The organism is Streptomyces sp. SAI-170 (genome assembly GCF_049739565.1).
Lineage (GTDB): Bacteria > Actinomycetota > Actinomycetes > Streptomycetales > Streptomycetaceae > Streptomyces.
This window is the reverse complement of the sequence record NZ_JBMGQD010000001.1, coordinates 2,818,438-2,830,951: the sequence shown is the minus strand read 5'-3', so window position 1 is coordinate 2,830,951 and position 12,514 is coordinate 2,818,438. Positions and strand designations below refer to the sequence as shown.

The 12,514-nt window shown below is 70.9% G+C and carries 8 protein-coding genes, 1 tRNA gene and 1 pseudogene; 9 read left to right on the top strand and 1 reads right to left on the bottom strand.

Going from position 1 to position 12,514, the window contains the following annotated elements; translation table 11 throughout:
- Positions 1-44 precede the first annotated feature (44 nt).
- A tRNA-Arg gene (locus RKD23_RS12420) sits at positions 45-116 on the bottom strand.
- Between the two features lie 118 nt (positions 117-234).
- Here RKD23_RS12420 and RKD23_RS12415 point away from each other — a divergent pair.
- From RKD23_RS12415 to RKD23_RS12375, 9 genes and pseudogenes are all read left to right on the top strand, one after another.
- Positions 235-741 carry a response regulator gene (locus RKD23_RS12415; protein ID WP_424853739.1) on the top strand — a complete coding sequence of 169 codons (507 nt, stop codon included), beginning with the start codon at positions 235-237 and terminating at the stop codon, positions 739-741.
- A 137-nt stretch (positions 742-878) separates the two neighbouring features.
- Positions 879-1,865: an ArgS-related anticodon-binding protein NrtL gene (gene nrtL, locus RKD23_RS12410; RefSeq protein WP_424853738.1), complete on the top strand. Its 987-nt coding sequence runs from the start codon at positions 879-881 to the stop codon at positions 1,863-1,865.
- A 10-nt stretch (positions 1,866-1,875) separates the two neighbouring features.
- Positions 1,876-3,268: pseudogene (gene lysA, locus RKD23_RS12405) on the top strand (diaminopimelate decarboxylase).
- 157 nt (positions 3,269-3,425) lie between these two features.
- A complete protein-coding gene (locus tag RKD23_RS12400) occupies positions 3,426-4,718 on the top strand; it encodes a homoserine dehydrogenase (RefSeq protein ID WP_424853737.1) in 1,293 nt (430 codons plus the stop codon).
- 6 nt (positions 4,719-4,724) lie between these two features.
- On the top strand, positions 4,725-5,783 hold the full coding sequence (thrC, locus tag RKD23_RS12395) for a threonine synthase (protein ID WP_424853736.1): 1,059 nt from the start codon (positions 4,725-4,727) through the stop codon (positions 5,781-5,783).
- A 272-nt stretch (positions 5,784-6,055) separates the two neighbouring features.
- Positions 6,056-6,985, top strand: a complete 930-nt coding sequence (gene thrB / locus RKD23_RS12390; RefSeq protein WP_424853735.1) for a homoserine kinase — start codon at positions 6,056-6,058, stop codon at positions 6,983-6,985.
- Between the two features lie 401 nt (positions 6,986-7,386).
- On the top strand, positions 7,387-9,354 hold the full coding sequence (rho, locus tag RKD23_RS12385; protein WP_424853734.1) for a transcription termination factor Rho: 1,968 nt from the start codon (positions 7,387-7,389) through the stop codon (positions 9,352-9,354).
- Positions 9,355-9,435: 81 nt separating this feature from the next.
- Positions 9,436-11,076 carry a trypsin-like serine protease gene (locus RKD23_RS12380; RefSeq protein ID WP_424853733.1) on the top strand — a complete coding sequence of 547 codons (1,641 nt, stop codon included), beginning with the start codon at positions 9,436-9,438 and terminating at the stop codon, positions 11,074-11,076.
- A 206-nt stretch (positions 11,077-11,282) separates the two neighbouring features.
- Positions 11,283-12,422: an LCP family protein gene (locus RKD23_RS12375; protein ID WP_424853732.1), complete on the top strand. Its 1,140-nt coding sequence runs from the start codon at positions 11,283-11,285 to the stop codon at positions 12,420-12,422.
- The last annotated feature ends 92 nt before the right edge of the window (positions 12,423-12,514 follow it).

Sequence of the window (12,514 nt, the reverse complement as noted above, 5' to 3'; positions counted from 1 at the left end):
CAGCATCTCTGCTGGTGGTGAGGTCTTGGCACACTTGCACAGTGTGCCCCCGGCAGGATTCGAACCTGCGCACACGGCTCCGGAGGCCGTTGCTCTATCCCCTGAGCTACGGGGGCGTGTCGGTATGGAGCGTGTTGCTCGCGGCGACGGGTAGAACACTACCAGCTCTGTCGGGGTGATCCGGAACGGGTTTTGGGAGGCCGGTGGGGTGGTGTGTCCCTCGCAGGGGTGGAAGTGGGGAAAAGCCGGACGGGATGGCCGGTCCCGACCTACTCTCAAGTTGTGCCAGGCGCGTCGGGCCGGGTGCTTGTTGTGGACGACAACAAGGTCATCCGGCAGCTGATCAGGGTCAATCTCGAGCTGGAGGGCCTCGAGGTCGTGACCGCGGCCGATGGTGTCGAGTGTCTGGATGTCATCCATCAGGTGCGGCCCGATGTCGTGACGATCGATGTCGTCATGCCCCGCCTCGACGGACTGCGGACCGTCGCGCGGCTGCGTGCCGACCCGCGGACCCGTGATCTGCCCGTCGCCATCGTCAGCGCCTGCACCCCGTACGAGGTCGAGACCGGCCTCGACGTCGGCGTCGACGCCTTCCTCGCCAAGCCCTTCGAGCCCACCGAACTGGTCCGGCTCGTCCGGCAGCTCATCGAGCGGCCCCAGGACGGCGATGCAGAGGACGGCGAACAGGCCGCCTCCTTCGGAGACACCTTCGAAGGCGCCCTCGGCGGCGGCGAGGCTTAGCCGAGCGCAGCCGGGCGTAGCCGGCCGGCGGGCGGGCGGCGGGCGGGCGGGCCCTTGCCCACTCCCTCCGTCCACATCGCGGACCAACGTCCAAACCGGCTCGCCTACCCACCCCCCTCCTCCCATACGCTTGTCCCGTGACCCCCGTCGAGCTCTCCCGCACCGTCCTGCACGCGGTTCGTCGTGCCGTGGACGAGGGTGAGCTGACCGTGGCCGTGCCGGAGAAGGTGAAGGTCGGGCCGCCGGGGCCCGGGGGGTGTGGGGACTACGCCACCAACGTGGCGTTGCAGCTGGCCAGGCCCGCCGGGCGGCCTCCGCGGCAGGTGGCCGAGGTGTTGCGGTCGTATCTGGCCGGGGCCGAGGGCGTCCGCGACGTCGCCGTCACCGGGCCCGGGTTCCTCAACATCAGCCTCGACGGCGGTGCCGGCGCCGAGGTCGTGCGGAAGGTCCTGCGCGACGGCGTGCGGTACGGGCACTCCGACGCCCTCGCCGGGCAGGTGCTCGCGCTGCGCGTGCCGTACGAGGTGCGCGCCGAGGTCGTCGCCGATGCCCTCGGCCGGATCGTCGCCTCGCAGGGCGGCCGTGTCGAGGTCCTGCACAGCAGTCCTGGCGAGGTCCCGCACGGCCAAGCCGTCGATCTGCGCCCCGTCCCCGCCCCGGAGGACCCCGTCCCCCTCGGGCCCGACGCCGCCCGCTGGGCCCTGCTGTTCCCCGCTCCGCACGACAGGCCCCGGATCGGTGCCGAGCACCTCGTGCAGCGGGAGAGCAATCCTCTCTTCCGCGTCCGGTATGCCCACGCCCGTACCCGGGCGCTCGGTCGCAACGCCGCCGACCTCGGCTTCGGCTCCGAGCCCGGTCCCGGCGGCGACGCCCTGGTCGCCCTCCTCGCCGACCACCCCCGCATCCTCGCCGCGTCCGCCGCTCACCGCGCTCCGGACCGGCTCGCCCGGCATCTCGTCACCGTCGCCGATGCCGTCCTCGCCCTGCTGCCCGGCGTGCTCCCGCGCGGTGACGAGAAACCCTCGGCCGCCCACCGCGCCCGGCTCGCCCTCGCCGAAGCCGCCGGGACGGTGCTGGCCGGTGGCCTGTCCCTGCTCGGCATCGACGCACCCGACCATCTTTGAAAGAGCCACGATGAGCCGTTCCGCCCACCCCGCCGGGCCCCGTCACGCCGATGTCCTGCCCGAGGGCCACTACAGCGCCCCGGCCCGCCGACCTGAACGCCCTCGACCCCAAGGTGTGGGCCGAGACCGTCACCCGTGACGACAACGGCGTGCTCACCGTCGGCGGCATCCCCGCCACCCGTCTCGCCGAGGAGTTCGGCACCCCCGCCTACATCCTCGACGAGACCGACTTCCGCGAGCGGGCCCGCGCCTGGCGCACCGCCTTCGGGCCGGACGCCGACGTCTTCTACGCGGGCAAGGCGTTCCTGTCCAAGGCCGTCGTGCGCTGGCTGCACGAGGAGGGGCTCAACCTCGACGTGTGCTCCGGCGGCGAGCTGGCCACCGCGCTGTCCGCAGGCATGCCCGCCGACCGCATCGCCTTCCACGGCAACAACAAGTCCCCCGAGGAGATCCGCCGCGCGATCACCGAAGGCGTCGGTCGGATCGTGCTCGACTCCTTCCAGGAGATCGTGCGCGTCGCCCACATCGCCCAGGAGCTCGGCAAGCGGCAGCGGGTGCAGATCCGTATCACCGTCGGCGTCGAGGCGCACACGCACGAGTTCATCGCGACCGCTCACGAGGACCAGAAGTTCGGGATCCCGCTCGCCGGCGGGCAGGCCGCCGAGGCCGTACGACGGGCCCTGAAGCTCGACGGGCTCGAGCTGATCGGCATCCACTCGCACATCGGGTCGCAGATCTTCGACATGTCCGGCTTCGAGGTCGCCGCCCACCGGGTGGTCGGTCTGCTGAAGGACATTCGCGACGAGCACGGCGTCGAGCTGCCCGAGATCGACCTCGGCGGCGGCCTCGGCATCGCCTACACCAGCGACGACGACCCGCGCGAGCCCCACGAGATCGCCAAGGCCCTCACCGAGATCGTCACGCGTGAGTGCGAGGCCGCCAAGCTGCGCACGCCCCGCATCTCCGTCGAGCCCGGCCGCGCCATCGTCGGCCCCACCGCCTTCACCCTCTACGAGGTCGGCACCGTCAAGCCGCTCGACGGGCTGCGGACGTATGTCTCCGTGGACGGCGGCATGTCGGACAACATTCGTACGGCGCTCTACGACGCCGAGTACAGCGTCTCCCTCGTCTCCCGGACCTCCGACGCCGAGCCGATGCTGTCCCGGGTGGTCGGCAAGCACTGCGAGAGCGGTGACATCGTGGTGCGGGACGCGTTCCTGCCCGCCGATGTGGCGCCGGGCGACCTGATCGCCGTCCCGGCGACGGGTGCGTACTGCCGGTCCATGGCCAGCAACTACAACCACCTCCTCAAGCCGCCGGTCGTGGCGGTGAAGGACGGGGAGGCCCGTGTCATCGTCCGCCGGGAGACCGAGGAGGACCTCCTGCGGCTCGACGTCGGGTGATCGACCGATGATCGACGAAAACCCCCAGGTGGAAGATCTTCGGTCTGCCACCCCTGCACAGATGAAATAGATGTCTCACGATCCGGACCAGGGGCAGAAACTCCGGTCCGGTGAGTGAGACTGGACCAACCTAGACGGTATGAGGAAACGAGGTCGGATGATGCGTACGCGTCCGCTGAAGGTGGCGCTGCTGGGCTGTGGAGTGGTCGGCTCAGAGGTGGCGCGCATCATGACGACGCACGCCGACGACCTCGCCGCCCGCATCGGCGCGCCCGTCGAGCTCGCCGGTGTGGCCGTACGACGGCCCGACAAGGTCCGTGAGGGCATCGCGCGGGAGCTGATCACCACCGACGCCACGGCCCTCGTCAAACGCGGCGACATCGACGTGATCGTCGAGGTCATCGGTGGTATCGAGCCCGCCCGCACCCTCATCACCACCGCCTTCGAGCACGGCGCCTCCGTCGTCTCCGCGAACAAGGCGCTGCTCGCCCAGGACGGCGCCGCCCTGCACGCGGCCGCCGAGGAGCACGGCAGGGACCTCTACTACGAGGCCGCCGTCGCCGGTGCCATCCCGCTGATCCGCCCGCTGCGCGAGTCGCTGGCCGGCGACAAGGTCAACCGGGTGCTCGGCATCGTCAACGGCACCACCAACTTCATCCTCGACAAGATGGACTCCACGGGCGCCGGCTACCAGGAGGCCCTCGACGAGGCCACCGCCCTGGGCTACGCCGAGGCCGACCCGACCGCCGACGTCGAGGGCTTCGACGCCGCCGCCAAGGCCGCCATCCTCGCCGGGATCGCCTTCCACACGCGCGTGCGCCTGGACGACGTCTACCGCGAGGGCATGACCGAGGTGACCGCCGCCGACTTCGCCTCCGCGAAGGAGATGGGCTGCACCATCAAGCTGCTCGCGATCTGCGAGCGGGCCGCGGACGGGCAGTCCGTCACCGCGCGCGTGCACCCCGCGATGATCCCGCTGACCCACCCGCTGGCCTCGGTGCGCGGCGCCTACAACGCCGTGTTCGTCGAGTCCGACGCCTCCGGCCAGCTCATGTTCTACGGCCCCGGCGCGGGCGGCTCGCCCACCGCCTCGGCCGTGCTCGGCGACCTGGTCGCCGTGTGCCGCAACCGGCTCAGCGGGGCGACGGGGCCCGGCGAGTCGGCGTACGCCGCCCTGACCGTCTCGCCCATGGGCGAGGTCGTCACGCGCTACCACATCAGCCTGGACGTCGCCGACAAACCGGGCGTGCTCGCCCAGGTCGCGACCGTGTTCGCGGAGCACGGTGTGTCCATCGATACGGTGCGCCAGCAGGGCAAGGACGGCGAGGCCTCCCTCGTCGTCGTCACCCACCGCGCGTCCGACGCCGCCCTCAACGGGACCGTCGAGGCGCTGCGCAAGCTCGACACCGTGCGCGGTGTCGCCAGCATCATGCGGGTTGAAGGAGAGTAACCAGCAATGACCCACCAGTGGCGCGGAATCATCGAGGAGTACCGGGACAGGCTGCCGGTGTCGGGCAGCACGCCGGTCGTCACCCTCCGCGAGGGCGGTACGCCGCTCGTGCCCGCGCAGGTGCTCTCCGAGCGCACGGGCTGCGAGGTCCACCTCAAGGTCGAGGGTGCCAACCCGACGGGGTCCTTCAAGGACCGCGGTATGACCATGGCCATCTCCAAGGCCAAGGAGGAGGGCGCGAAGGCGGTCATCTGCGCCTCCACCGGCAACACCTCCGCCTCGGCCGCCGCGTACGCGGTGCGCGCGGGCATGGTCTCCGCCGTGCTCGTCCCGCAGGGCAAGATCGCGCTCGGCAAGATGGGCCAGGCCCTCGTGCACGGCGCGAAGATCCTCCAGGTCGACGGCAACTTCGACGACTGTCTCACCCTCGCCCGCGGGCTGAGCGAGAACTACCCGGTGGCGCTGGTCAATTCGGTCAACCCGGTGCGTATCGAGGGCCAGAAGACGGCCGCGTTCGAGATCGTGGACATGCTGGGCGACGCGCCCGACATCCACGTCCTGCCGGTCGGCAACGCGGGCAACATCACCGCCTACTGGAAGGGGTACACGGAGTACGCCGCCGACGGCGTCGCCTCGAAGACCCCCCGGATGTGGGGCTTCCAGGCCTCCGGCAGTGCCCCGATCGTGCGCGGCGAGGTCGTCAAGGACCCCTCGACCATCGCCACCGCCATCCGCATCGGCAACCCGGCCTCCTGGCAGTTCGCGCTGGCCGCTCGGGACGAATCGGGCGGACTCATCGATGAGGTGACGGACCGTGAGATCCTGCGCGCCTACCGCCTGTTGGCCGCGCAGGAGGGCGTCTTCGTCGAGCCCGCCTCCGCCGCGTCGGTCGCCGGTCTGCTGAAGGCCGCCGAGCAGGGCCTGGTCGACCCGGGCCAGCGCATCGTCTGCACCGTCACCGGCAACGGTCTGAAGGACCCCGACTGGGCCGTCGCCGGCGCCCCGCAGCCGGTCACCGTCCCGGTCGACGCGGCCACCGCGGCCGAGCGCCTCGGCCTGGCCTGACCCCGACGCCGTCACGGGAATTCCCGGTAGTACGGGTTTTCCCTGCAACGGGTGCACAGGGGGCTCGCGACACGCATCGTGCGCCTCCTGTGCGCCCTATGTCGCCACAGAACCTTCCTTCGATAGGCTGTACCGAACCCGCCTGCCGCATATGCCCGAGCGTCGCGCTCGGGGCCGCGTCTGCGCCGCGGCCCGAGGGTTCCTCGTACGTCATCGAATGTCTGTCGAGCGACTTCCGACAGTCACCGCAGCTCAAGGAGAGTCATCGAGCGATGGCCGGTCCAGCCTTCCGCGCCGCCGCCGTCAGGGTGCGCGTCCCCGCCACCAGCGCCAACCTCGGCCCGGGCTTCGACGCCCTCGGCCTCGCGCTGGGGCTCTACGACGACGTCGTCGTCCGGGTGGCCGACTCCGGGCTGCACATCGACATCGCGGGTGAGGGCAGCGAAACGCTCCCTCGCGACGAGAAGCACCTTCTCGTCCGCTCCCTGCGCACCGCCTTCGACGCGCTCGGCGGACAGCCGCGCGGCCTGGAGATCGTGTGCGCCAACCGCATCCCGCACGGCCGCGGCCTCGGCTCCTCCTCCGCCGCGATCGTGGCCGGAATCGTCGCCGCCCGCGCCGTGACCATAGGCGGCGAGTCCAAGCTCGACGACGCCGCTCTGCTGGAGCTGGCCACCGAGATCGAGGGCCACCCCGACAACGTGGCGCCGTGTCTGCTCGGCGGGTTCACCATCGCCTGGATGGAGTCCGGTGCCGCCCGGGCGATCAGGCTGGAGCCCAAGGATTCCATCGTTCCGGTGGTTTTCGTCCCCGGGAAGCCGGTGCTGACCGAGACCGCCCGCGGCCTGCTCCCGCGCACCGTGCCGCACGTCGACGCCGCCGTCAACGCGGGCCGTGCCGCGCTGCTCGTCGAGGCCCTCACCCGGCGCCCCGAGCTGCTGCTGCCGGCCACCGAGGACCGGCTCCACCAGGAGTACCGCGCCCCGGCCATGCCGGAGAGCGCCGCACTGGTGGAGCGGCTGCGCGCCGACGGCGTACCCGCCGTGATCTCCGGCGCCGGACCCACCGTGATGGCCCTGGCCGACGCCGAGTCCGCCGACAAGATCGAGGCCCTGGCCGGTCCCGAATGGGCCGCCAACCGGCTCGGCCTCGACCTGCAGGGAGCGAGCGTCCTGCCGCTCGCGTCGGCGGGCGGGGAGTAGGGCACGCGGTTGCCGGATTTGGAGAGGGGGAATGTTTGTTGGATCCGGTAGTGTTAATCTCAAGTCTGCACCCGACCCCACCATGGCGAGGTGCCTCGTGTCCCCGTCCGGGACAGACATTCTTCCGGGAGCCCCCCAAGCCGCACTGTGTTCCGTACGTCATACGCGGGCAGTACGCCGTATGCGGACACTGAGCGGTCCGCCGGGCACGCTCCGGAATCGGTGCGACCACGCCACGTGACACTGGGTGCCACGGCTCGAGGAAGCGCCATCACCAGATATCTCTTCCGCCGCTTCGGCGGATTACCGCCCCGGCCGGTCCACAGCAAGGACCGAAGCCGGACAGCACAACCGGTCGCCGAGCCAGACAGGCCGACGTCCGCTCCAGGGAAGGACCCTTCGTGAGCGACACCACCGATCTGATGGGCGCACGTGTCGAGGAGACCGCTGCCGCGCCCGCCACGGACGCCTCCGCGCCTGCCGCCGGTGCCGGCTCCCGGCGGCGCCGCGGTACCGGCCTCGAGGGCATGGTGCTGGCCGAGCTGCAGCAGGTCGCCTCCGGCCTCGGCATCAGGGGCACCGCGCGGATGCGCAAGAGCCAGCTGATCGAGGTCATCAAGGAGGCGCAGGCCCAGGGAGGTGCCGCGGCTCCCAAGGCGGAGACCGCCACCGAGACCAAGCCCAAGCGCCGCGCCACCTCCAAGGCTCGTACGGGCGACGACGCCGCCGCGAAGAAGGCGGACGCCAAGGCCGAGGCCCCCGCCGAGAAGGCCGTGGCCCAGCAGCAGATCGAGATCCCGGGCCAGCCCGCCAGCGACGACGCGCCCACCGAGCGCCGCCGTCGCCGCGCCACCGCCGAGGCCGGCAGCCCCGAGACGGTCGTAGCCGAGGCCAAGAGCGAGCCCAAGGTCGAGCAGCCCGCCCCGCAGGGTGACGCCAAGTCCGACTCGGACGGCGGCGAGGGCCGTCGCCGCGACCGCCGTGAGCGCGGCCGTGACCGCGGCGACCGTGACCGGGACCGTGACCGCGACCGCCGTAAGGGCGACGACCAGCAGGGTCAGCAGCGCGGTCAGCAGCAGGGCGGCGGCCGCCAGGACCGCAACGCCGGTCCGCAGGACGACGACGACTTCGAGGGCGGCCGGCGTGGCCGTCGCGGCCGTTACCGGGACCGCCGTGGCCGTCGCGGCCGCGACGAGATGGGCACCCCCGAGCCGCAGATCGCCGAGGACGACGTCCTGATCCCCGTCGCGGGCATCCTGGACATCCTCGACAACTACGCGTTCATCCGTACGTCGGGCTACCTTCCGGGCCCGAACGACGTGTACGTCTCCCTCGCCCAGGTCCGCAAGAACGGCCTGCGCAAGGGCGACCACATCACCGGTGCGGTCCGCCAGCCCAAGGAAGGCGAGCGCCGCGAGAAGTTCAACGCGCTGGTCCGCCTCGACTCCGTCAACGGCATGGCGCCCGAACACGGCCGTGGCCGCCCGGAGTTCAACAAGCTGACGCCGCTGTACCCGCAGGACCGCCTCCGCCTGGAGACGGACCCGGGCGTGCTGACCACCCGCATCATCGACCTCGTGTCGCCGATCGGTAAGGGCCAGCGCGGTCTGATCGTGGCCCCGCCGAAGACCGGCAAGACCATGATCATGCAGGCGATCGCCAACGCGATCACGCACAACAACCCCGAGTGCCACCTGATGGTCGTCCTGGTCGACGAGCGTCCGGAAGAGGTCACCGACATGCAGCGGTCGGTCAAGGGCGAGGTCATCTCCTCGACCTTCGACCGCCCGGCCGAGGACCACACCACGGTCGCCGAGCTCGCCATCGAGCGCGCCAAGCGTCTCGTCGAGCTGGGTCACGACGTGGTCGTCCTGCTGGACTCCATCACGCGTCTGGGCCGTGCGTACAACCTCGCCGCGCCCGCCTCCGGCCGCATCCTGTCCGGTGGTGTCGACTCGACCGCCCTGTACCCGCCGAAGCGCTTCTTCGGTGCGGCCCGCAACATCGAGGACGGCGGCTCGCTGACCATCCTCGCCACCGCGCTGGTGGACACCGGGTCCCGCATGGACGAGGTGATCTTCGAGGAGTTCAAGGGCACCGGCAACATGGAGCTCAAGCTCGACCGGAAGCTCGCCGACAAGCGCATCTTCCCCGCGGTGGACGTCGACGCGTCCGGTACCCGTAAGGAAGAGATCCTGCTCGGCAACGAGGAGCTCGCCGTCGTCTGGAAGCTGCGCCGGGTGCTGCACGCGCTCGACCAGCAGCAGGCGATCGAGCTGCTGCTCGACAAGATGAAGCAGACGAAGTCGAACGTCGAGTTCCTGATGCAGATCCAGAAGACGACGCCGACGCCGGGCAACGGCGACTGACGGTTGTTCTTCTGAAAGGGCCGCCCCTTTCACCAGGGGCGGCCCTCTTTTTGTACAGCTTTCACCCCTAAGGGGACTGGAGTGGAGAAGTCCACATCCGAGGGTCGCAGGCGCCGTACGCGGATCGCCCTGCCCGTCGCCGCAGCCGCTGTCGCCGCCGTCGCCGCCGTGGTGTTCACCCGCGTCGCGGGGGCCGCCCCCGCCGTGCCCGAGCCGACGCTGACGCCGCCCGGGTACACCACCCTGGCCTCCGGCGAGCTGGAGCGGCGCGTGGCGGGTGCGCTCGGCGCCGCGCCGTCCCCGAGTCCCTCCGCCCGGAGCACCGCCACCGGCTCGAGCGCCCCCTGGCTGGCCCAGCTCTGGTACCACGACGACCGCGGCACCCCCGCCAAGACCGACGACGTGAGCTTCTTCTGCGCCGGCACGGTCGTCGCCCCGACGAAGATCCTCACCGCCGCGCACTGCGTCAAGGGCTACAACTGGTACGCGTACGGCGCCGTCGTCACCGGCACCACCGACCTCCCCACCTCCGGCACCCGCGGGGCGAACCTGCACGGCGGCACCGCCTCGCTGCCGCTGCGCCAGTTCTACGACCCGGCGTACAACCCGGACACCTCCGACAACGACATCGCGGTCCTCACCCTGGACGCCCCCGTACGGGCCACCCCGATCCGTCTGACGACGTCCACGGACACCGCGGCGTACGCGCCCGGCACCGCGGCCAGGACCTTCGGCTGGGGGCACACCCGCGCGGCCACGCTGCCGATCCGGCCGGACGCCGACTGCGCGCGGCAGCAGGACTTCGTCCCGGGCCACATGGTGTGCACGGGCGGCACCGCACGGCCCGAGCCCGGCGCCCCGCTGGTCGTCGGCGACCGCGTCGTCGGAGTCGCCGCCGCCGACGGCCGGTTCCTGGAGGTCCGGCACTACCTCGGTCCGGTCCGCGCGCGCATCGACGACAGCAACTTCAGCCGCGACCACCGGGCCGATGTGTTCGTCCGCCGCTCCGAGGACGACTTGGGCTACTTCAAGGCGTCCAAGGGCAGCACCCTCGACAACCGCGACGAGGTCGGCAACTGGGGCGCGGCGGAACTGGTGCTGCAGACGGACCTGGACCGCGACGGCTTCCAGGACCTTCTCTGGCGCCGCGCCGACGACGGCGCGGTCTTCCTCGCGCACTACGCGCCCTCCGCCAAGACCTGGCGGACCACGAAGCTCCCCGGCGACTGGGCGTCCCGCACCCGGCTCGTCGCCCCCGGCGACGTCACCGGCGACGACCTGCCGGACCTGCTCTCCGTCGACTCCGCCGGCGTGCTGTGGATCCACCCCGGCAACGGCGACGGCACCTTCGCCGCGCAGGTGAAGGTCGGCCCCGGCTGGAACCGGTACGACGCCGTGGTGGGCCACGGCGACTTCAGCGGCGACGGCAAGCCCGACCTGGTCACCCGGAGTGAGGACGGCCACCACCTCTACCTCCACCCGGGCACCGGCGCGGCGGGCCCGGACGCGTTCGCCCCGCGCATCAAGGTGCGCACCTGGCCCGACTACGACCTCCTCGACGCCGTCGGCGACGTCAACGGCGACAGCAGGGCCGACCTGCTCGCCCGCGACCACGACGGCACGCTGTGGCTGTACAAGGGCACCGGCAAGGCCTCGCCGGAGATCTTCGCCACACGCGTCCCGGCGGCGCCGGACTTCGACCAGTACGACCTCCTCGGCTGAAACCGCTGGTCACTCAGGCATCCTCGGCCTGCTCCCTGACGCTCTGTGACCGCCTGGACCACAGGGTCGTCACAGAACGCTGTGCAACCCTGTCCCGGGTTCCACCGTCTGACCGTTTGGAGCGACGATGGAGCGGTGCAGGTCGAAATGACCTGGCCTGTCCGCCGACCCAGGGGGTAACCGACCGGACGAGAGCCGAGGAGCACATGTCTGCCGACAGCACGCCGGGACCCGGCATACCGGGAACGCCCGGCACCAGCGGGGCGCGCCACCGCGCCAAGGGCCGTCGCCGCAAGCCCCGTGGCAAGCGCGGCAAGGGCCTGACGGTCGCGGCCTGGACCGCGGCGGGCGTCGTCGTCCTGGGCGGCACCGGAGCCGGCTACGTGTACTTCAAGCTCAACGGCAACCTCAACAGCGTCGACATCAACCAGGCGCTGGGCACCGACCGCCCCACCAAGGCCGACAACGGCTCCGAGAACATCCTGGTCCTCGGCTCGGACACCCGCTCCGGCAGCAACCGGGAGCTCGGCGGCGGCGAGGACGACGGCAGTGCCCGCTCCGACACGGCGATGATCGTCCACGTCTACAAGGGCCACAAGAAGGCCAGCGTGGTCTCGATCCCGCGCGACACCCTCATCGAGCGCCCCGAGTGCACCGACACCGACGGCGTCACCCATGACGCGGCGAGCGGCGTCATGTTCAACTCGGCGTACTCCACCGGCGGCGCGGCCTGCGCCGTGAAGACCGTCGAGTCGATCACCGACCTGCGCATGGACCACTATCTGGAGGTCGACTTCGCCGGCTTCCAGAAGCTCGTCGACGAACTGGGCGGCGTAGAGGTCACGACGCACCAGGACATCAAGGACACCGAGAGCCATCTGAACCTGAAGGCCGGCACCCACCAGCTCACCGGCGCCCAGGCCCTCGGCCTCGTCCGCACCCGGCACGGCGTGGGCGACGGCTCCGACCTCGGCCGCATCCAGCTCCAGCAGGCCTTCATGAAGGCCCTGGTCGCCCAGGTCAAGGACGTGGGCGTCTTCACCAACCCCAAGAAGCTCTACGACCTCGCCGACACCGCCACCAAAACGGTCACCACCGACTCCGACATCGGCTCGGTCAACTCCCTCCTGTCCTGGGCCAACGGCCTCAAGGGCATCAGCCCGTCCCACATGACCATGGTCACGATGCCGGTCCAGTACGACCCGGCGGACCTGAACCGCGTACTGCTGGACGAGGACAAGGCACAGATGGTCTGGACAGCCCTCAAGAACGACCAGCAGATTCCGAGGTCGGCAACAACGGGTACAGCCACAGGCCAGGCAAAGTCCGTGGTGAGTAGCTCTTAAGGGGCGCGAGGAACTGCGCGAAAAGCGACCACGGTCCGCACGGAATAGATAAGAGCAAGACCCGGTTTTGGGAGATGGCCCCAGTCCTGGCA

Coding starts and splice junctions, on each gene's coding strand:
- RKD23_RS12400 (WP_424853737.1), top strand. CDS start 3,426: ATGATGCGTACGCGTCCGCTGAAGGTGGCGCTGCTGGGCTGTGGAGTG.
- thrC (WP_424853736.1), top strand. CDS start 4,725: ATGACCCACCAGTGGCGCGGAATCATCGAGGAGTACCGGGACAGGCTG.
- thrB (WP_424853735.1), top strand. CDS start 6,056: ATGGCCGGTCCAGCCTTCCGCGCCGCCGCCGTCAGGGTGCGCGTCCCC.
- RKD23_RS12375 (WP_424853732.1), top strand. CDS start 11,283: ATGTCTGCCGACAGCACGCCGGGACCCGGCATACCGGGAACGCCCGGC.